The 19,910-nt window shown below is 68.7% G+C and carries 17 protein-coding genes and 1 rRNA gene; 4 read left to right on the forward strand and 14 right to left on the reverse strand.

Annotation, left to right across the window (positions count from 1 at the left end):
* Positions 1–1,000: ribosomal RNA gene (locus VGI12_13300) — 16S ribosomal RNA — on the reverse strand; the annotation flags it as partial.
* 506 nt (positions 1,001–1,506) lie between these two features.
* Complete coding sequence (locus tag VGI12_13305; GenBank protein HEY2433646.1) at positions 1,507–3,252, reverse strand: hypothetical protein; 1,746 nt, start codon at positions 3,250–3,252, stop codon at positions 1,507–1,509.
* Positions 3,253–3,336: 84 nt separating this feature from the next.
* On the opposite strand from VGI12_13305, the gene VGI12_13310 reads away from it, so the two are divergent.
* Complete coding sequence (locus VGI12_13310) at positions 3,337–4,032, forward strand: glycosyltransferase family 2 protein (protein HEY2433647.1); 696 nt, start codon at positions 3,337–3,339, stop codon at positions 4,030–4,032.
* Positions 4,033–4,046: 14 nt separating this feature from the next.
* On the opposite strand, the gene tyrS is transcribed toward VGI12_13310, so the two are convergent.
* Positions 4,047–5,321: a tyrosine--tRNA ligase gene (gene tyrS / locus VGI12_13315; GenBank protein HEY2433648.1), complete on the reverse strand. Its 1,275-nt coding sequence runs from the start codon at positions 5,319–5,321 to the stop codon at positions 4,047–4,049.
* Between the two features lie 34 nt (positions 5,322–5,355).
* On the opposite strand from tyrS, the gene VGI12_13320 reads away from it, so the two are divergent.
* The 3 genes from VGI12_13320 to VGI12_13330 are packed head-to-tail and all read left to right on the forward strand — an operon-like array spanning position 5,356 to position 8,248.
* Positions 5,356–6,516 (forward strand): hypothetical protein, encoded by a 1,161-nt coding sequence (locus tag VGI12_13320; protein HEY2433649.1) that lies wholly within the window; start codon positions 5,356–5,358, stop codon positions 6,514–6,516.
* Positions 6,513–7,340: a metallophosphoesterase gene (locus VGI12_13325; protein HEY2433650.1), complete on the forward strand. Its 828-nt coding sequence runs from the start codon at positions 6,513–6,515 to the stop codon at positions 7,338–7,340. The genes VGI12_13320 and VGI12_13325 overlap by 4 nt, the downstream gene beginning before the upstream one ends.
* A complete protein-coding gene (locus VGI12_13330; protein HEY2433651.1) occupies positions 7,337–8,248 on the forward strand; it encodes an FkbM family methyltransferase in 912 nt (303 codons plus the stop codon). Before VGI12_13325 ends, VGI12_13330 begins: the two co-directional genes overlap by 4 nt.
* Here the strand turns inward: VGI12_13330 and purN are convergent.
* The 11 genes from purN to VGI12_13385 form a co-directional block, all read right to left on the reverse strand.
* Positions 8,218–8,829: a phosphoribosylglycinamide formyltransferase gene (gene purN / locus VGI12_13335; GenBank protein HEY2433652.1), complete on the reverse strand. Its 612-nt coding sequence runs from the start codon at positions 8,827–8,829 to the stop codon at positions 8,218–8,220. The genes VGI12_13330 and purN overlap by 31 nt on opposite strands.
* 55 nt (positions 8,830–8,884) lie before the next feature.
* The gene (locus VGI12_13340; GenBank protein ID HEY2433653.1) at positions 8,885–10,324 is read right to left on the reverse strand and encodes a hypothetical protein; all 1,440 of its coding nucleotides are present in this window, start codon (positions 10,322–10,324) and stop codon (positions 8,885–8,887) included.
* A complete protein-coding gene (locus VGI12_13345; GenBank protein HEY2433654.1) occupies positions 10,285–10,473 on the reverse strand; it encodes a hypothetical protein in 189 nt (62 codons plus the stop codon). The genes VGI12_13340 and VGI12_13345 overlap by 40 nt, the downstream gene beginning before the upstream one ends.
* The gene (purM, locus tag VGI12_13350) at positions 10,451–11,479 is read right to left on the reverse strand and encodes a phosphoribosylformylglycinamidine cyclo-ligase (GenBank protein HEY2433655.1); all 1,029 of its coding nucleotides are present in this window, start codon (positions 11,477–11,479) and stop codon (positions 10,451–10,453) included. The genes VGI12_13345 and purM overlap by 23 nt, the downstream gene beginning before the upstream one ends.
* A 94-nt stretch (positions 11,480–11,573) precedes the next feature.
* Positions 11,574–12,785, reverse strand: a complete 1,212-nt coding sequence (locus VGI12_13355; protein HEY2433656.1) for a HEAT repeat domain-containing protein — start codon at positions 12,783–12,785, stop codon at positions 11,574–11,576.
* Positions 12,782–14,185 (reverse strand): amidophosphoribosyltransferase, encoded by a 1,404-nt coding sequence (purF, locus tag VGI12_13360; GenBank protein ID HEY2433657.1) that lies wholly within the window; start codon positions 14,183–14,185, stop codon positions 12,782–12,784. Before purF ends, VGI12_13355 begins: the two co-directional genes overlap by 4 nt.
* Before the next feature lie 40 nt (positions 14,186–14,225).
* Positions 14,226–16,436: a phosphoribosylformylglycinamidine synthase subunit PurL gene (gene purL / locus VGI12_13365; GenBank protein ID HEY2433658.1), complete on the reverse strand. Its 2,211-nt coding sequence runs from the start codon at positions 16,434–16,436 to the stop codon at positions 14,226–14,228.
* A 107-nt stretch (positions 16,437–16,543) separates the two neighbouring features.
* Positions 16,544–17,263 (reverse strand): phosphoribosylformylglycinamidine synthase subunit PurQ, encoded by a 720-nt coding sequence (gene purQ / locus VGI12_13370; protein ID HEY2433659.1) that lies wholly within the window; start codon positions 17,261–17,263, stop codon positions 16,544–16,546.
* 30 nt (positions 17,264–17,293) lie between these two features.
* On the reverse strand, positions 17,294–17,533 hold the full coding sequence (gene purS / locus VGI12_13375; GenBank protein ID HEY2433660.1) for a phosphoribosylformylglycinamidine synthase subunit PurS: 240 nt from the start codon (positions 17,531–17,533) through the stop codon (positions 17,294–17,296).
* Positions 17,530–18,849 (reverse strand): adenylosuccinate lyase, encoded by a 1,320-nt coding sequence (gene purB, locus VGI12_13380; protein HEY2433661.1) that lies wholly within the window; start codon positions 18,847–18,849, stop codon positions 17,530–17,532. Before purB ends, purS begins: the two co-directional genes overlap by 4 nt.
* A 50-nt stretch (positions 18,850–18,899) precedes the next feature.
* A partial coding sequence (locus VGI12_13385; GenBank protein ID HEY2433662.1) for a pitrilysin family protein occupies positions 18,900–19,910 on the reverse strand: 1,011 nt, incomplete at its 5' end.

The raw sequence follows: 19,910 nt of genomic DNA on the forward strand, positions 1-19,910 counted from the left end.
AGCCTGGGTAAGGTTCTTCGCGTTGCGTCGAATTGAACCACATGCTCCACCGCTTGTGCGGGCCCCCGTCAATTCCTTTGAGTTTCAGCCTTGCGACCGTACTCCCCAGGCGGAATGCTTAATGCGTTAGCTTCGGCACGGCAGGGATCGATACCCGCCACACCAAGCACTCATCGTTTAGGGCTAGGACTACCGGGGTATCTAATCCCGTTTGCTCCCCTAGCTTTCGCGCCTCAGCGTCAATACCGGTCCAGGATGCCGCCTTCGCCACCGGTGTTCCTCCAGATATCTACGCATTTCACCGCTACACCTGGAATTCCACATCCCTCTCCCGGATTCAAGCCCTCCAGTATCAGACGCAGTTCCTCGGTTAAGCCGAGGGATTTCACGTCTGACTTAGATGGCCGCCTACGCGCCCTTTACGCCCAGTAATTCCGAACAACGCTTGCCCCCCCCGTATTACCGCGGCTGCTGGCACGGAGTTAGCCGGGGCTTCTTCTCTCGGTACCGTCATTCCGATGACGTGTTAGGTCACCGATCATTCGTCCCGATCGAAAGGAGTTTACGACCCGAAGATCTTCGTCCTCCACGCGGCGTTGCGTCGTCAGGCTTTCGCCCATTGCGAACAATTCCCCACTGCTGCCTCCCGTAGGAGTCTGGGCCGTGTCTCAGTCCCAGTGTGTCCGTCCGCCCTCTCAGGCCGGATACCGATCGTTGCCTTGGTGAGCCGTTACCTCACCAACTAGCTAATCGGCCGCGGGCCCCTCTCCAAGCGCCAGGTCTTGCGATCCCCGGCTTTGATCTCCGCGCTTCCAAGCGCAGGATGTTATGCGGTATTAGCGACCCTTTCGGGTCGTTATCCCCCACTCTGAGGCAGGTCACCCACGTGTTACTCACCCGTTTGCCACTCTACTCACCCTTGCGGGCTTTCGCGTTCGACTTGCATGTGTTAGGCACGCCGCCAGCGTTGATTCTGAGCCAGGATCAAACTCTCATGTTAAAGGCGTCGCCGCACCCCAGCACCGAAGCGCCGAGATGGGCAAACATTTAACGCGAGTAGCCGTTGATTTATTGGCTCGCTCTACGTTGTTCAGTTCGTCAAGTAATAGGTGGTTCACAGCTCGCCTCAGGACCAGAACTGACGGTCCATCAACGACTTGCGCTGCGCCACCCGCTGATACTCGACGGGTTGTGCTTGCACGTTCTATCTAGTTTTCAAAGAACCGGTCTTGCTTGCTCCCCCTGTCCACTTTTCGGTGTTTGGGGGAACCTTCGAATCTTACTAAAGCCTTCGAGGCTTGTCAAGCCCCGCCTTCTCACTTCGCAATTTCCGTTCGAAATCCTGGCCGCCGTGCGCGTTCTCTGTCAGGAGAAGCCGAGGTGGTCGAATCGAGAAGGCTTGCCGTAGAAGATGTCCGGCGGACCGCGCCGAACCCACACAATATACCTCCCGACCCCAGCCCTGTCAAGCGCACCCGGCACCCACCGCGCGCCCGCTCCGGCACCTTAACGGACGAGCGCAGTCTCGATCCGCTCGCCGAGGAGAAATCGCGCCCGATCCCGCACGTCGAACACCCGCACCCGTACGGCCGCTTCGATCACCGCCGTCGGCGGCCACTCGAGCGCGCCGAAACGCTCGCCGAGGAAACGCTCACGGAACCGCGGCTCTTCGCCATCCTCGAGCGCCAGAAACACGAGCCGCCCGCGCCGCTCCAGCCGCGCGATCGTCCCGTCGAGATCATGCGCGCCAATGGCGTCCCAGGCGATCGTGTCGCGCCCGCCGTGCACGCGCACGCTCCCGCTCTGCTGCACCGCGATGACGACGGCAGCGCTCGGTAGCGCACGGGCTGCGAACTCGCCGGTGAGACGAAATCGCGCTTCGAGCCGCGGCAATTGGGTGACGTGCCGCGCCACCCCGACCCGCACGAACGCGATCGCCAGCGCACCGCACAGGATGGGGGCGGCCATGCCGGCCACTCGCGCAGGCAGCGCCCGCGCCGTCGCGCGCAGCGTGGCGACGCTCAGCGCCAGCAGCATCGGCAGCGCCGGCAGCAGAAACCGGATGTACCACCAGTCATCGAAGACCGTGTAGGCGAGATACGTCGCGACGAGCAGCCCCGCGGCCGCGAGGGAAATCCACGCCAGGCGCGCGCGCGCCGAATCGCGGCGCAGCACGAATGGGCCGGCCACGGAGAGAAGCAGAAACGGGGTGTGCGTCTCGAGCAGCCAGCGCGGATAGCGAAGCAGGTTCGGATAGACGTGCGCGCGCGAAAACAGCGCGTCTGTACTGCCGTATCCCGTCGCGAGCGGTGCGCCATAGCGTACGGCGTTGAGCGCCAGCAGCAGCAACACGCCCGGCAGCAGGCCTGCCAGCAGCCGCCAGCTCCTGCGAGTCACTGCGGCGAACGATGCCCCGCCAATCCCTTCGGTCAGCGCCAGCAGCGGGACCAGCAGCAGCAGATTGGGCCGGACGAGCACCGCGACCGACGCCCACCCGCCCGCCGCGAGGGGCGACGCCGAGACGAGCGCGGCCATCCACGCCGCCGCGGCCGGCACGTCGCTCATCGGCTGCACAGCCTGGTACAGAAAGATCGGACTCGCGGCGACCAGCACCGCCGCCCACGCGCCCGTGCTGTCGCCGTCCAGGCGGCGGCCGTAGAGGAACGTCAGCCACACGGTGAGCGCGGCCGTCACCGGCACGACCAGGAACACGGCAGATGGATGCACCAGAGACGCCGCCGCCATCGCCAGCGACAACCCCGGCGGGCAGATCGGCACCGCCTCGCCGTACTCGCGCGCCGGCAGGAACCCGGTTGGGGCGAACACCGCGTTGGGCTCGTCGGGCAGCACCCGCGCGACGGGATTCGCCAACTCGGCATGCCCGTGCGCGAACGCCTCCGCCTGCAGCACGTAGCACGACGAGTCCGAGCCGCCGGCCGCGCGCGTGTTCCAGGCGAGCGCACATACAAGCACGGCGCCAGCCGTCGCCGCCGCAGCCGAGGCCGCGGCGCGGCGCGAGTGCGCAAGCATGGTCACCAGAGACAACAAGCCGGCACCGGCCGTCGCCCACGACGCGACCAGCAGAGCGATCGCGACAACGAGCGGACGGATCGGACTTCGCAGCACGAGCGGACCGATCGCCGTCCCGCCGGTGAGACCAATCAGCGCAGCCGCGACCGCCGCCACGATGGCGGCGCACAGCAGCACGGTCGCGGCATTCCGCCGCCCCGACGTCGAGGCTTGCATCGTCATCGTCTTCGCCACCACGGGCGATGTAGCACCAATTCGGATGAGGGGTCAACGCCCAAACGCAGTATAGTGACGGCGTTCCGGCGCATGCGTCTATCGGTCATCATCCCCGTCTACAACGAGGAGCAGACGATTCGCGAGGTGCTCGAACGCGTCGCCGCGGTCGACCTCGGGACCATCGACAAGGAAATCGTCATCGCCAACGACGGATCGACTGACGGCACGCGCGGCGTCATCGACGAGCGCCAGCTGCCGCCGGACCTGCCGGTCCACGTCTACCACAGCCCGATCAACCTCGGAAAAGGCGCGGCGGTCCGCATGGGCCTGGCGTTCGCCACCGGCGACATCCTGCTCGTGCAGGACGCTGATCTCGAGCTCGATCCCTCCGAGTACACGCAGCTCATCGCGCCGATCCTGGCGGGCGACGCCGACGTCGTCTACGGCTCGCGTTTTCTCCGGCCGACCTCGAAGGTGGCGTTCAGATCGCGTGCGGCCAACCGGTTCCTGACGCTGCTCACCAACGTACTCTTCGGCGGCGGGCTGACCGACATGGAGACGGCCTACAAGGTGATGCGCCGAGGCGCGCTGCAGGGCGTCCGCCTGCGGACCGTCGGCTTCGACATCGAACCGGAGTTGACGGCGCGGCTGCTCCGTGCCGGCAGGCGGATTGTCGAAGTGCCGATCTCCTACAACCCCCGCAGCGCGGACGAAGGCAAGAAAATGCGCTTGATCGACGGCGTCGACGCGATCTACACGCTGTTGAAATGCCGCTTCACGTCGTAGCCGCGGCGCGCGCCTCAGCCGCGTCTGAGGCGGACGATGTGCTGATCCTTCCGGCCCTTGCGCAGCACGAAGATCTCGCCGCCGATCGCGTCGGCGCCGGTGAAACGCGCCTTCTCGTCCGCGACGCGCGCGTTGTTCACGTAGACGCCGCCCCCTTTGACGAGCCGCATCGCTTCGCTGCGCGACGGCGCCAGCCCGGTCGTCGTCAGGAGCTCGACGGCCGTACTGCCCTCGGCCGGGAGATCGATCTCGGTCGACGGCGCGTCTTCGAAGACCGTCATGATGTCATCGGCCGCGACCCCGTCGAAGCTGCCGCCGAACAGGACCAGCGCGGCGCGTTCGGCGCGATCGACCTGGTCGTCGCCGTGGACGAGCGCGGTCACGGCGCGCGCCAGCGCCCGCTGCGCGACGCGCTGCTCGGGATGCGCCGCCGCCTCGGCGGCGAGCAGCTCGATTTCTTCCCGCGTCATGAAGGTGAAGAACTTCAGGTAGCGGACGACGTCGCGATCGTCGGTGTTGAGCCAGAACTGATGGAACTTGAACGGCGAGGTGCGCGCCGCATCGAGCCACACCGTGCCGGCTTCGGTCTTGCCGAACTTGGTGCCGGCCGACGTCGTCAGCAGCGGCCACACCAGGCCGTGGACGCGCGCCGCGCGGAGCTTGCGGACGAGATCGATGCCGGCGGTGATGTTGCCCCACTGATCGCTGCCGCCCATCTGCAGCGTGCAGCCGTGGCGATCGAACAGCTCGAGGTAGTCGCGCGCCTGCAGCAGCGGATAGCTGAACTCGGTGAACGAGATCCCCTCGTCGCTGCCGAGCCGCCGGCTGACCGCTTCCTTCTGCAGCAGGTAGTTGACCGTGAAGTACTTGCCGGTGTCGCGCAGGAACCCGAGCAGATCGAATGATGCCAGCCAGTCGGCGTTGTTGACGATGCGGGCCGGGTTCGTGCGGCTGTCGAAATCGAGCAGGCGGGCCAGCTGCGGGCGGATGCCGGCGACGTTCCGCTCGATGTCGTCGCGGGACAGCAACGGCCGCTCCTGCGTCGGTTTTGGATCGCCGATCATGCCGGTGCCGCCGCCGACGATGGCGATCGGCAGGTGGCCGAAGCGCTGCAGCCGCGCCAGGCCGATCATCGTGAGGAGCGATCCGACGTGAAGGCTGTCGGCGGTCGGATCGAAACCGATGTAGCCGGTCACCGGACCCGCCGCGAACGCCTCGCGAAGTCCGTCGGTCGCGTCGGACACCAGGCCGCGCCACGCCAACTCGTCGTACAAACCCGCGCCGGACATGGTTCGTACTATACCGGAGTGATATAAATCGTCGATGATCCGACGCCGCTGGCCGGCCCTCGCGCTCGGTGCGCTGGCGCTCGCCGCCGCGACATTCGTGCGCGCCCACGCCGCGCCGGCGCCGGCGTCGTATTTCGCGCAGGACCAGCAGGTCTACCTGGCGATCGCGCGCGCGCCGTTCTCCGACGATCCGCAAGTCCACCATGCGCCAGGGTCCTGGCGGCTGCTGCCGCCGCTCCTGGCGCGCTGCCTCGGCGCGCCTCTGGGCGGGCCGGCGCGTGGATTCCTCGTCCTCACGTTCGCGATGCTGGCGCTGCTGCCGCTGGCGGCCTGGCGCTGGCTCGACGCACTCGGCGCATCGCGCACCTCGGCGCTGGCCGGCGCGGTGGTGATGGCGGTGTCACCGCCGGTCGTCGGACTGATGGCATGGGACGTCGTCCGCGTCGATCCGGTCGGACTGCTGCTCCTCTTCCTTGCCGTCACGGCGACGGTGCGTGGCCGGAGCGTATCGCTCGTGGCGGCGATCGCGGCGCTGGCGTTCACCAAGGAAACGGCGCTGATCGGCGCATGCTTCGCGGCGTCGTGGGCGGTGCTCGTCGATCGCCGACTGCTGCCGCCGGCGGCGGCGGCGATCGGCGCCGCCGTCGGGATCCGCACTCTCCTGGAGTGGTGGATCGTCGCCTCGCCGGTGTATCCATTCGACAACCTCAAGGACTTCCACGTTGTCCTCGACTCGATGTCGGCGAGGTATGCGTCGCGACGGCTACTGCTGACGACGGCTGGGACCTGGAACCTGCTGCTGCCGCTGATGGCGGTCGGCATGGCGTCGCGGCGCTGGGGCGGGCGCGAGCTGGCGCTGAGCGGCGCCCTGGCCGTGACGATGATCCAGCTCCTCTTCGCCACCGACAACGAGCGCGTCGTCGCCGCCGGCTATCCATTCGTGCTGGCGTGGAGCGTGTTCGCGCTCGACGCGATCAACGAGCGCGAACGGCGCTGGGCAGGCGCAGCGATCGGCCTGGCGCAGCTGCCGTGGCTGCTCGAGATGGGACGGGTGTGGCCGGCGCCGCTGCCGGAGGGTCACCTGCCGCAGATGCCGCCCATCCGGTTCGTGGAGATCGCGATCGTCGCCGCGGCCGTGATTGCCGCCGGAGTCGCCCTGTCGCGGCGGTTGGCCGTGCGAACGGCAGCGGCATGAACGTCACGGAAGGACGGCGGCGGCTGCTCAAGGCGCTCGTCGGCATTGGCGCCGGCACCGTCACGGGCGCCACCGCGCACGGTTTTCTGTACGAGCGTCACGACATCGAGGTCACGCGATCGGCCTTTCCCGTATCGGGACTGCCGGAGGCGCTGCGCGGGCTTCGGCTCGGCATCCTCACCGACGTGCACCGCAGCCAGACGGTGTCGCACGAGCTCGTGGCGTCGGCTGTCCGCGCGCTGATGGCCGAGCAGCCAGACCTGATCGTGCTCGGCGGCGACTACGTGTCGTGGCGCGACGTCCGCTACATGCATGACGCCGCCGAGGCGCTGGCGCCGCTCAGCGCGCCGCACGGCGTGATCGCCATCCTCGGCAACCACGACGACGATCACGAGATGCCGGCGGCGCTGGCGGCGCGCGGGTTCACCGTGCTGAAAGACGCCCGCACGCGCCTGACGATCCGCGGCGAGATCATGGACTTCGCGGGAATCCGGTTCTGGACCTACAAGGTGGGAGAGATCGCGCACGTGCTGCGCGGCAGCGTGCCGCATGCGATTCTGCTCGCGCACACGCCGAAACGACTGACCGAGGCGCAGCAGCTGGCGATCCCGGCGCTCGTCTGCGGCCACACGCACGGTGGCCAGATCGTGCTGCCGGGGCTCGGGGCGGTCGCGGCGCGGGAATTCCCGGTGGTGGCCGGGCTGGCACGGCGCGAGGGCACGTCGATCTTCGTCAGCCGCGGCGTGGGCACGATCTACGTGCCCGTCCGCATCAACTGCCCGCCGGAAGTTGCCGTACTGACGCTCGAGCCCGCCGACGCATGACGCCGCAGCCGGCATTCAAGCACAGGCTGCGCAGGCTGCGTGCCGCCCTGGCGGCGGCGATCGCGGCCACGATCGCGACGTTCCCGTCGCTCGAAGCGATCGCGATCAGGCTGGGGCGCGCCGCCGCCAGACGATCGCACCGCCTCGCCGGCCTCTACTGGTTCGTCCAGGAGGATCTCCTGGCGCGCCTGCGCCTCGGCGGCGAACGCTTTCGGCCGGTACACGTGCACGGCTGCCGGCTGCAACTCGACATCACCGACGCGACCGGACGGATGCCGTACTTCTACGCGACGCCGTACGAGGCAGCGGTGACCGACGCAATCGTCACGGCGCTGCAGCCGGGAGACGTCTTCCTCGACGTCGGCGCCAACATCGGCTACTTCACCGTCCTCGCCGCGCAGGTGGTCGGAGCCGGTGGCCTGGTCATCGCCTTCGAGCCGCACGGCGGCGCGCGGGCGATGCTCGAGACGATCGTGCTGCGCAACGGGATGACGTCCCGCGTCGAGATCGTGCCGCTGGCGCTCGCCGACGCCGCCGGCGAGGCGGTGCTGTTCGAGGACGAAGGGATCTCGATGCATTCCACGATCGAGCCGGCGCTCTCGCCGATGCGGCACGTCGCCGCGCTGCGTCCGGGTTTCAGCGTCGGCCTGACGACACTCGATGACTGGATGGCGTCGCGCCCGGGCCTGGCGCAGCGCGTGCGCTGTGTGAAGATCGACGTGGAAGGGGCCGAAGCGCGCGTCCTGGCGGGGATGCCGCGGCTGCTGGCCGAGCCGCGGCTGACGATCGTATGCGAGACGACGACCGGCGGCGCCGCGGACCGGAGTCTGGGGACCGCGGGCTTCCATCGAGAGCGCCTCGAAGCCGGCGCCGAATCCTACGGCAACTTCCTGTACGTGCGTCCCTGAATCACCCAGCCGCCGTCGAGCACCGAGGCGACCGCCTCGGGATAGAGACGGTGTTCGACCTCGAGAATGCGCTCTGCCAGCACGTCGGCGGTGTCACTGTCGTCAACCGGCACCGCGCCCTGCGCGACGATCGGTCCGCCGTCGAGCGCGCCGGTCACGAAGTGCACGGTCGCGCCGGCGACCTTGACGCCGTGCTCGAGCGCCTGGCGCTGCGCGTCCACGCCGGGGAACGCCGGCAGCAGCGACGGATGGATGTTGAGCGTCTGCTCGCCGAACGCACCGAGATAGGTCGGCCCCAGCAGCCGCATGAACCCGGCGAGGCAGACGAGGCCGACGTCGTGGCGCCGCAGCTCGGCGACCAGCGCGGTCTCGAAAGCGTCTCGCGACGAATGGTCCCGATGCGACAGCGTCACGCCGGGTATGCCCGCCTGTCGCGCGCGGTCGAGCCCGTGGGCGCCGGTGATGTTCGAGATGACCACGGCGATCGTCGCGTCGAGCCGCTTGGCCGCCACGGCGTCGATCAATGCCTGCAGGTTGCTGCCGCGTCCGGAGATCAGGACGGCGATCCGTCGGTTCGACATGGGCGGCAAGATCTTATCCTGACCGGCCGCCGGAGACATGCCGAGCATGGCCCGGCTAGTCGCGGCAGGCGGCCGCACGCCGGTTACGGACCAGCAGGAACGTTCCCCTCCCATACAGCGGCTCCATATCGGGACGGATCTCGCGCGGAATGGCGATCACGTCCTCGACGATCGCGTAAGGCAGCCCGCGGCCCTCGATCCATTTCGCCGCCACGTCTGGGAAGTCGAACGTCTCCTCCGTCATGCGATCCGACTGGCGCGGGTTGCCGAGTACGTCGAGATGCAGCCAGTAGCCGGTCAGCCAGTAGCGCGAGAAGTAGTCGACGCATCCTGGCGGAACGTGATCGCGTGCCCACAGTCCGACGTCGCGCGCCGGCAGCGACAGCGAGCCGTGAATGCGATGGGCCGGCACGCGGCCGCGGACGAGCAGGACCGCGACGGCGAGGGGCAGCACGGCCAATCCCCTGACGCGCGGCATCCGCGCCTGCGCGAGCGCGGTGACCCGCGCCAGCGCGAGCGCGCCGAGCGCCGCCGCCGGCAGCACCGCGAGATACAGCATCTTGAACGCCATGTAGACGCCTCGAAAGCGGGTCAGCGCCGCCAGCGCCGCCGCCGTGACGAGCGTCGACGCCAGGAACACGACGACGACGCGACCGGTGGACTCGCGCACGGCGTAGAACACGCCCGCCGCCGTCAGGATCACGAACCCGACACCGAACACCGCCATCGACGGCGCCGTGACCGCCCCGCTGCTCGCGACGATCGAAACGGCGCCGCGATGTGCGAGCTGGTGCGCGCCGGCAAGGCCGATCGCCGGCCCCAGCATCCACGCCGCAAGCCCGATCCGCCGCCGCCAGGTGACGGGCGCCGCCCACACCGCGGATGCCGCGGTCATCGCGCAGGGCGCCAGCCACACCGGCCAGGCGAGCACGATGCCGACCGCGCAGGCCGACACGGCCAGCGCGTCACTCGTCTCGCGCCGGGTCGTCCAGCTCACGAGAGCCACGAGGAATCCCATCGCGAACGCTTCCGAAATCAGCTGCGCGTAGAAAAAGAACTGGAGGAGCGAACCGAGGAAGTACGCGGCAGGTACGAACACCAGAACCGGCGCGGCGATCGCAGCCAGCGACGCGTACGGCGTGCCGGCGGCGAGGCGCCGCGCGAGCCCGTACAACAACCCGGCCTTGACGGCGACAAACAGCGCCGCGAGCGGATAGATCACCCGCAGTGGATCGAGGCGCAACCAGGCAGCGACGGCGGCCGCGAGCAGATGCGAGCCGGGCGTGTAGTCCATCATCTCGAGCAGATAGGGCGAAAGGGCCGGATCGTGAGGAACGCGGCCGAGCCGTGCGATCGCGTGGATCAGCTGCAGGTGGTGCACGACGTCCGGTCCGTTGGTCACGGGCAGAAACGCCGGCGAGGCGATCCACATCGCATACGTGAAGGTCGCCGCCGTCACGAGAACGGCTGGCAGGTCGACGCGCGGCCGCCGCATGACCCCGCCCCGACCGCGATGAGCACACCGCACGCGAGCAGCGCCGCCGGAGAAAACGGCGCACCGGCGAGATCGGACACGTAGCCGGCCGCCATCACCGCGGCGGCCGCCGTCAGGAAGAGGAGATCAGTTGTAGACGACCTGTCCACGGCCCGCCGCGATCTCGCCGATACGGACGGCGTCTGCCTCCCCTGCCGCGGCGAGCGCGCCGAGCACGGCATCGGCTTCTTCCGGGGCGACGACGAGGATCATGCCGATCCCCATGTTGAAGGTCCGCAGCATGTCGTCGTGCGGCACGCCGCCGGCGCGCTGCAGCCACCCGAAGATGGGCGGTACCGTCCATGCGGACACGCGCACCCGCGCGTCGGTGCCCTCCGGCAGCACGCGCGGCAGGTTGTCGGTGATGCCGCCGCCGGTGATGTGGGCCATTCCCTTGATGGCGTCCCCCGCCTCGAGGATCGGCGTAATCACGCGCAGATACGAACGGTGCGGCACGAGCAGCGCCTCTCCGATCGACGTTCCCAGCTCGGGCACCCTGTCGTGCACGTGCAGCTTCAGCTGGTCGAAGACGATCGAGCGCGCCAGCGAATAGCCGTTGGTGTGCAGGCCGGACGAGGGAAGGCCGATCAGCGCGTCGCCGGCCGCGATGCGCCGGCCGTCGACGATCTTCGCTCGCTCGGCTGCCCCGACGATGAAGCCGGCCACGTCGTACTCGCCGTCGGCGTAGAACCCGGGCATCTCGGCCGTCTCGCCGCCGAGCAGCGCGCAGCCGTTGTCACGGCAGGCGCGCGCCAGCCCCTCGACGATCCGCACCGCGACGTCGGGATCGAGCCGGCCGGTCGCGAGATAGTCGAAGAAGAACAGCGGCGCGGCCCCCTGCACGAGGATGTCGTTGACGCAGTGATTGACGAGATCGACGCCGATGGTGTCGTGGACGCCGGTGAGAAACGCCAGCCGCAGCTTGGTGCCGACGCCGTCGGCGCTCGACACCAGCACCGGATCGCGCAGGCCGCGGGCGCCGAGGTGGAAGAGGCCGCCGAACGAGCCGAGATCGGACAGCACGCCCGGCGTCGCGGTCGACTTCGCCAGCGTCCTGATCCGGCGCACGACTTCGTTGCCGGCGTCGATGTCGACGCCGGCGCGTTTGTAGTCCATCATTGCGCGGCGGGCTTCGCCCCGCCGCCTCCTCTGGCACCGTCCGCGTCGACCAGGCGGCCGGCCGGCGGCCTCGCGCGCCGGTTCGCGACGATCAGAATTCCAGCACCTGGATCAGCGCGTCGGCGGCCTTGCGATCCGGCGATCCCTCCGGCGCCTGCCAGTAGGCGCGCCGGACAGCGGCAAAGAACCGCTCTTCCTCGTAGTCCTCCTCGAGCATGTCGAACGCGTCGCGGAGCAGCAGCCCGCCCTCGCGCACGTCGCGGCGCGAGGCGAACAGCTTGAGGACGAGCGTCGTGTTGCGCAGCGCGACCGTGCCGAAGGCCAGCGCGATCGGCGAGCGCGCCGGATCGCGCGCCGGAATCCCGGCGTCGAGAAGCGCCGCGGCTGCCTCGGAGCGTCCCGACCCGGCCAGCGCGGCGAGCGCGCGCGAGCTGGCGCGCAGCAGGTCCTGGAAGCCGAGCTGCCGCCCGGCGAAGGTCATCGTGTCGACAACGAACTTCTCGTGCAGGTCGCAATTGAGTCCGAGCAGGCAGATGGCGGAGGCGACCGCCGGCTGCCGGACACGCGGGGCCGATTTCTGGAGATCCTGGAGCGTCTCGAGCGCGCGCTTGTCGCCGATCTTGCCCATCGCCAGGATGGCGTCCTCCTGCAGCGGTCCATCCTGCTTCGAGACCTGGATGATCGAGGTCAGGGCGTAGGCGGCATGGTAATCGCCCAGCGCCTCGATGACGGCGCTGCGATAGACGTCCTCGCCGCGCAGCACCAGCGCGTTGAGCGCGGTCTGGACGGCGGATTCGTCGCCATAGGCGGCCAGCGCACGGGTCAGCGCCGGCCTGACGAACTCGCCGTTCTCCGTTTCGAGCTTCTTGAGGAGCCGCGCCGACATCCCGCGCTCCTTGTTGTGCTCGAAGTACGCGTAGGCGACGGTGCGCAGCCGATCGTTCGGCTCGTCGAGCGCCGCCGCCATCACGTCGCGCGCGCGCGGGTCGTTGAAGCCGGAGACGAGCACCAGCGCCTTGAAGCGGACGTAGCCGTCGGCGTGGTTGGACGCGGCGTCGAGCAGCATCGGCACCGCCTGCGCCGGCTCCGCGCGGCGCACTGCCCGCGCCGCCGCCGTCCGCGTCGTATCGTCGAACTTGCCGAGATTGTCGATCGCGGCGTGGAGGTCGGAGGCTGGCGGATGGGTTGCGGCGGCCGAAGGTTTGGGGATGGGCTTCTGTGCGGAGCTGGCGGTTGGAACCTGGGAGTGGGCGCCCGCCGTCAGCCCGACGAGGGACGCGAGCAGCGCCGCGGCCGCTCTCACTCGACGACCTTCAGCGCCAGCTGCAGATAGGCTTGCTCGTCACGCGGCAGCGCCACCGGATACTGGCCCGTGTAACACGAGGTGCAGTACGACTGGCTGTCGGGGCGCACGGCGCGCAACAGCCCGTCGAGGCTCAGGTAGCTGAGGGTGTCGGCCTCGATGAAATCGCGGATCTGCTCCAGCGACTGGGTGGCGGCAATCAGCTCGGCACGGCTGGGCGTGTCGACGCCGTAGAAGCACGGCGAGATGGTCGGCGGACAGGCGATCCGCATGTGCACCTCGCGCGCGCCGGCGGCGCGGACCATCTTGACGATCTTGCGGCTGGTCGTGCCGCGGACGATCGAGTCGTCGATGAGCACGACGCGGCGCCCGTCGAGGATGCTCTTCACCGGATTGAGTTTGATGCGCACGCTGAAGTGGCGGATCGCCTGCTGCGGCTGGATGAAGGTCCGGCCGACATAGTGGTTGCGGATGAGCCCCATCTGCATCGGCACGCCCGAGTACTCGGCGAAGCCGGTGGCCGGGCAGACGCCGGAGTCGGGAATCGGGACGATGACGTCGGCCGGCACTCCCGATTCCTCGGCGAGGATGCGGCCGAGGGCCGTGCGCACCTGGTTGACGCTCTTGCCGAACACGTAGCTGTCGGGGCGCGCGAAGTAGACGTGCTCGAACACGCAGTGGGACAGCGGGGCCGGCGGAAACGGGTGCAGCGAGCGGATGCCGCCGTCGCTGATGATGATCAGCTCGCCTGGCTCGACGTCGCGGACGTAGGTCGCCCCGATGAGATCGAGCGCGCAGGTCTCCGAGCAGACGATGTAGGCGTCGCCGAGCCGGCCGAGCGCGAGCGGGCGGAAGCCGTGCGGATCGCGCGCCGCGATCAGCCGGTCCCTGGTCATCAGCACGAACGAGTAGGCGCCGGTGACCTGCGCGATCGACTCGACGAGCGCGTCCTCGATGGTGTGCTCGCGCGATCGCGCGTAGAGGTGCAGCACCACCTCGGTGTCGCTGCTGGTCTGGAAGATCGATCCCTCTTTGACCAGCCGGTCGCGCAGTTCGCGCGCGTTGACGAGGTTGCCGTTGTGGGCGATGGCGATCTGACCGTGCGCGCAATCGATCAGGATCGGCTGCGCGTTGAGCAGCCGGCTGTCGCCGGCCGTCGAATAGCGCGTATGGCCGATCGCGATGTGGCCGGGCAGCGACTCCAGCGCGCGCTCGTCGAACGCCTCGGCGACGTGGCCCATCGCGCGCGAGATGCGCATCTTGGTGCCGTCGGCCGACGCGATACCAGCGCTCTCCTGGCCGCGATGCTGGAGCGAATAGAGGCCGAGATAGGTCAGGTTGGCGGCCTCGGGGTGCCCGAAGATGCCAAAGACGCCGCACTCGTCTTTGAATTTATCCATCGTCACACGGGGGCTCCGGCCCCGATTCCCCACGCCGCATTCATGCGGCAGTACGTTTGAAGTACTGCTCGATGGCCGTCGACCAGAGGTGTTCGGCCTCCGACACGGCGACGTCGATCGCCGCCGCGCCGTCCACCGTGACTCTCAGGCGATCGCCGCCGGTTGTGCCGATCCGCCGTGCCGGCACGCCCGCGGCGGCGGCGCGCGCCAGGACGTCCTGTTCTTTCGACGCCTCAACCGACAGAACGATTCGCGAGGCGCTTTCGCTGAAGAAGGCAAAAAGCGAAGGAAGCGAAGGACACGAAGGAACGTCGACCGTGACGCCGAGGCCGCCGGTGTCGAAGCAGCACTCGGCCAGTGTAACGGCAATTCCCCCGTCCGACACGTCGTGCGCCGAGCGGACGAGGCCGTCGCCGATCGCGGACGTGACCAATCGGATGAGCGCCGCCTCGCGCCCCAGGTCGAGCTGCGGCGTGCTGCCGCGCACGAGGCCATGGATGGTCTTCAGGTATTCGCTGCCGCCGAGCTCGCCGCGATCCTCGCCGAGCAGAATCACGGCGTCGCCCGCCCCCTTGAAGACCCGCGACGTGACGCGCGACGCATCGTCGATCAGCCCGACGACGCCAATGACCGGCGTCGGATAGATGGCCTGCCCGTCGGTTTCGTTGTAGAGGCTGACGTTGCCGCCGGTGATCGGGATGTCGAGCCCGCGGCACGCGTCCGCGATCCCCTCGATGGCCTCCACGAGCTGCCACATGATCTCGGGGCGCTCGGGATTGCCGAAGTTGAGGCAGTTGGTCGCGCCGATCGGCACGCCGCCGGCGCACGCGACGTTGCGCGCCGCTTCGGCCACCGCGAGCATCGCGCCGAGGCGCGGATCGAGATAGCCGTAGCGGCCGTTGCCGTCGGTCGAGATCGCGAGGGCGCGGCGCGTGCCCTTGATCCGGACGACGCCCGCGCTCATGCCGGCCGCCGCGATGGTGTTGGTGCGCACCATGGTGTCGTACTGCCGGTAGACCCAGCGCTTGCTGGCGATCGACGGCGCGGCGAGCAGCCGCAGCAGCGCGTCGCCGGCCGGCACTGCCGGCAGCGTCCGCAGGTCGAACGCCCGCGCCTCGTCGAGGTAGGCCGGCCGGGCGCGCGGCCGATCGTAGAGCGGCGCCTCGTCGACCAGCGCGGTGTTGGGAATCTCGGCGACCACCTGGCCGTGCGCCTTCACGCGCATCACGCCGTCGGTCGTGACTTCGCCGATGTGCGCGGCGTGCAGGTCCCACTTCTCGAAAATCCGCTCGACCTCCGCCTCGCGCCCCTGCTTGACGACGAGCAGCATGCGCTCCTGGGATTCGGAGAGCATGATTTCGTAGGGGGTCATCCCGGTTTCGCGCTGCGGCACGTGCATCACGTCGATCTCGATGCCGGCGCCGCCGCGCGATCCCATCTCGCACGTGGAACAGGTCAGTCCGGCCGCGCCCATGTCCTGCACGCCAATCAGCGCGTCGGTGGCCATCAGCTCGAGACACGCCTCGAGCAGCAGCTTCTCCATGAACGGATCGCCGACCTGCACCGCCGGACGCTTCTCGGCAGACTTGTCGTCGAACTCGGCCGAGGCCATCGTCGCGCCGTGGATGCCGTCGCGGCCCGTCTTGGCGCCGACGTAGTAAACCGGGTTTCCCGATCCGGAGGCCTTCCCCTTGACCAGCGCGTCGGCCTCGACGATGCCCAGGCAGAAGACGTTGACCAGCGGGTTGCCGTCGTAGCAGGGCTCGAAGGCGACCTCGCCGCCGACCGTCGGAATGCCGATGCTGTTGCCATAGCCGCCGATGCCGCGGACGACGCCGTCGACGATGCGGCGGGTGCGCGCGCCGTTCGGGCCGTCGAGCGGCCCGAAGCGGAGCGCGTTGAGCAGCGCAATGGGCCGCGCGCCCATCGTGAAGATGTCGCGGATGATGCCGCCGACGCCGGTCGCCGCCCCCTGGTAGGGCTCGATGAACGACGGATGATTGTGCGATTCGATCTTGAAGACGGCCGCCAGCCCGTCGCCGATGTCCACGGCGCCGGCGTTCTCACCGGGACCCTGCAGCACCCGCGGGCCCTCGGTCGGCAGCTTCTTCAGGTGCAGGCGCGAACTCTTGTAGCTGCAGTGCTCGGACCACATCACCGAGAAGATGCCGAGTTCGGTGAGGGTCGGCTCGCGATCGAGCGCCTTGACGATGCGGTCGTATTCGTCCGCCTTGAGACCGTGCCGCTCCAAGAGCTCACTGGGGGGCTTCGCCCCGCCAGTCCCCCCGGCGCGCTCGCTCGCGGCGGCCACTGGCCCCGCTCCGTTCGCGTGGCCTTCTCGCTGTCGCTCGTTCGCGTTCATCGGGTCGGCACCGCGCCTTCCTGCACGAGCGCGCTGACGACCGACTCGAACAGCAGCAGCCCGTCCGCGCTGCCGAGCGACGCCTCGCAGGCGCGCTCCGGATGCGGCATCAGGCCGACCACGTTGCGCCCCTCGTTGCAGATGCCGGCGATGTTGTGCGCCGAGCCGTTGATGTTGGCGGCGTCGACGGCCTCGCCGCGCTCGTCGCAATAGCGGAAGACGACGCGGCCGCTGTCCTCGAGCTGACGCAGCAGCTCGGGCGGCGCGAAGTAGTTGCCCTCGCCGTGCGCCACCGGCATGCGCAGCACCTGCCGCTCGCGGGCCCGCGCGGTGAACGGCGTGTCGGTGCGCTCGACGCGGATGCCGACCTGCTCGCAGTGGAAGCGCAGGTCGCGGTTGCGCAGCATCGCGCCGGGCAGCAGCCCCGACTCGAGCAGGACCTGAAAGCCGTTGCAGATGCCGAGCACCGGTCCGCCGCGCCCGGCGAAATCGACGACCGCCGGCATGATCGGCGAAAACCGCGCGATCGCGCCGGTGCGCAGGTAGTCGCCGTGCGCGAAACCGCCCGGCAGGATCACGACGTCGGCTCCCGCGAGGCTCGTCTCCTTGTGCCAGATGCACACCGCATCCTGGCCGAGGACGTCCTTGGCGGCGTGGTAGCTGTCGTGATCGCAGTTGGATCCCGGGAACACGACGATGGCGAAGGTGAGGCTCACCGCGGCCAGCTCCCGGCTTGCGGCGTCGGGCTAGAGGATTTCGACACGATAGCTCTCGATGACCGGGTTGGCGAGCAGCTTGTCGGCGACTTCGGCCGCGAGGGACTTCGCCTGGTCGGCGGACGCGGCGTTCAGGTCGAGCTCGAAGAACTTTCCCTGGCGGACGTCGCCGACGGTCGTATAACCGAGCGAGTGCAGCGCGTCGGCGATCGTCTGCCCCTGCGGATCGAAGACCGACGGCTTCAGCGTGACGTAGACGCGCGCTTTCATGTCGTGACTGCGGCTCCGGCAAAGACGCGATCGATGATCGCGTCGACGTTTCGCAACTGATCGTGGAGGTCGAACGCCTTGTCGATGTCGGCCGGGGTCAGCGTCCTGGTGACGTCGGCGTCGGCCAGCAGCAGCGACTTGAAGTCGCGCTGCTCGTGGAAGGCGCGCATGGCGTTGCGCTGCACCCACTCGTAGGCCTGTTCGCGCGACAGGCCGCGGCGCGCCAGCTCGAGCAGCAGGGTGCCGGAGAACACCACGCCGCGCGACCGCTGCAGGTTCTCGAGCATGCGCTCGGGATAGACCACCATGCCGCCGACGATCCGGGTGAAGCGGCGCAGCATGTGATCGAGCGCGATGAAGCTGTCGGGCAGGATCACCCGCTCCACCGAGGAATGCGAGATGTCCCGCTCGTGCCAGAGCGCGATGTTCTCCATCGCCGCCATCGCGTTGGCGCGCAGCAGCCGCGCCAACCCGACGATCTGCTCGCAGCCGATCGGGTTGCGCTTGTGCGGCATCGCCGACGAGCCCTTCTGCCCCTTCCCGAACGGCTCCTCGACTTCCCCGATCTCGGTCTTCTGCAGTCCGCGGATCTCGAGCGCGCAGGTCTCCAGCGTGGCGCCGAGGATCGCCATCGCCGACAGGAGCTCGGCGTGGCGGTCGCGCTGGATGACCTGCGACGAGACCGGCGCCGCCTGCAACCCGAGGCGCGCACAGGCGCGCGCCTCGATGGCGGGATCGAGGTGGGCGAAGGTGCCGACCGCGCCGGACATCTTGCCGACCGACACTGTCTCGCGCGCGCGCAGCAACCGGTCGAGGTCGCGCTGCAGCGCGTCGTACCACAGCGCGAGCTTCAGCCCGAAGGTCATCGGCTCAGCATGCACGCCGTGGGTCCGACCGATCATCGGGGTGCGCCGGTGCTCCTCAGCCCGCGCCCGCACCGCCGTCATCAACCCGCCGAGGTTCTTGATCAGGAGGGTGCACGCCTCGCGCATCTGGATGGCCTGCGCCGTGTCGAGCACGTCCGACGAGGTCAGCCCGAAATGCAGCCAGCGCGCCGCCGGGCCGATCTGCTCGGCCATCGCGGTCGTGAACGCGATCACGTCGTGCTGGGTGACCCGCTCGATCTCGTCGATCCGCGCGATGTCGATGGTGGCCCGGGCAGCGCCGGCGCGCAGCGCCGCGGCCGCCTCCGCCGGAATCAGGCCGGCCTCAGCGGTGGCGTCGGCGGCGGCGAGCTCGACCTCCAGCCACGTCTCGTAGCGGCGGCGGTCGCTCCAGATCGCCCCCATCTCCGGATTGGTGTAGCGCGCAATCATCGCCGTGTTCCCTCGTCGAGGGATGGTGTCCCGGTTGACGCTCGAAGCATCTACCCGAGCTCCAGTTGCGCCCGGGTGAACGTGTGCTGGGACGGCCCGACCACCGTCGCCGCGAGCGATCCGTCGGCGAAGAGATCGGCCGCGACGCGCTGCACGTCCTCGGCGCTGACGCGCTCGACGCCGGCCAGCGTCTCGTCGAGATCGAAATGACGCTCGAAGTAGATCTCCTGGCGCGCCAGGTGCGACATGCGGCTCGCGGTATTCTCGAGGCTCAGCATCAGGCTGCCCTTGAGATGATCCTTTGCCCGGCGGAGCTCGGCGTCTGGTACTGGGCCCCGCTTCATGCCGCGTAACTCTTCGACGCAGAGGTCGATCACTTCACCGACCGCCTGGTTCGAGCAACCCGCATAAATGGTGATGTTCCCGGCGTCGCGATACGCGCTCAGGCCGCTGAAGACGGCGTACGCGAGCCCGCGCTTTTCCCGGACGTTCTGAAAAAGCCGCGAGCTCATCGATCCCCCCAGCACCGTGTTCATGATGTAGCTGACGTACCGATCATCATGGTTCTGCGGATAGCTGTTCGTGCCAAGACAGAGATGGCTCTGTTCGAGGTCCTTGGATCGGGTGATGACCTGCGGAACGACGCGCGGGGGTTCGGCCGAGAGCGGCGTACCGTTCGACGTCAGGCCGCCGAAAGCGGCTTCGACGAGCTCGCGGACGCGTGAATGTTCGAGATTGCCGGCGGCGGAAATGATCATGTTCCGCGCGACGTAGGTGCCGCGAAAGTATTCAAGCAGCGTCTCACGCGTAAACGCTTCGACCGTTTCCTTGGATCCGAGGATCGGCCGGCCGAGCGCATGTCCTTCCCAGAAATGCTGCGTGAACAGCTCGTGCACGAGGTCGTCGGGCGTGTCCTCGACCATCTTGATCTCTTCGAGGATCACCTTCTGCTCGCGGTCGAGATCGTCCTGCTCGAACCGCGGATGCATGACGATGTCGGAGAGCAGATCGACGGCGGTCGGCAGATGCTCGTCGAGGACCTTGATGTAGTAGCTCGCGTA

The organism is Vicinamibacterales bacterium, assembly GCA_036496585.1.
Taxonomy (GTDB): domain Bacteria; phylum Acidobacteriota; class Vicinamibacteria; order Vicinamibacterales; family 2-12-FULL-66-21; genus JAICSD01.

Coding starts and splice junctions, on each gene's coding strand:
- VGI12_13305 (HEY2433646.1), bottom strand. CDS start 3,252: ATGACGATGCAAGCCTCGACGTCGGGGCGGCGGAATGCCGCGACCGTG.
- VGI12_13310 (HEY2433647.1), top strand. CDS start 3,337: ATGCGTCTATCGGTCATCATCCCCGTCTACAACGAGGAGCAGACGATT.
- tyrS (HEY2433648.1), bottom strand. CDS start 5,321: ATGTCCGGCGCGGGTTTGTACGACGAGTTGGCGTGGCGCGGCCTGGTG.
- VGI12_13320 (HEY2433649.1), top strand. CDS start 5,356: ATGATCCGACGCCGCTGGCCGGCCCTCGCGCTCGGTGCGCTGGCGCTC.
- VGI12_13325 (HEY2433650.1), top strand. CDS start 6,513: ATGAACGTCACGGAAGGACGGCGGCGGCTGCTCAAGGCGCTCGTCGGC.
- VGI12_13330 (HEY2433651.1), top strand. CDS start 7,337: ATGACGCCGCAGCCGGCATTCAAGCACAGGCTGCGCAGGCTGCGTGCC.
- purN (HEY2433652.1), bottom strand. CDS start 8,829: ATGTCGAACCGACGGATCGCCGTCCTGATCTCCGGACGCGGCAGCAAC.
- VGI12_13340 (HEY2433653.1), bottom strand. CDS start 10,324: ATGCGGCGGCCGCGCGTCGACCTGCCAGCCGTTCTCGTGACGGCGGCG.
- purM (HEY2433655.1), bottom strand. CDS start 11,479: ATGGACTACAAACGCGCCGGCGTCGACATCGACGCCGGCAACGAAGTC.
- purF (HEY2433657.1), bottom strand. CDS start 14,185: ATGGATAAATTCAAAGACGAGTGCGGCGTCTTTGGCATCTTCGGGCAC.
- purS (HEY2433660.1), bottom strand. CDS start 17,533: ATGAAAGCGCGCGTCTACGTCACGCTGAAGCCGTCGGTCTTCGATCCG.
- purB (HEY2433661.1), bottom strand. CDS start 18,849: ATGATTGCGCGCTACACCAATCCGGAGATGGGGGCGATCTGGAGCGAC.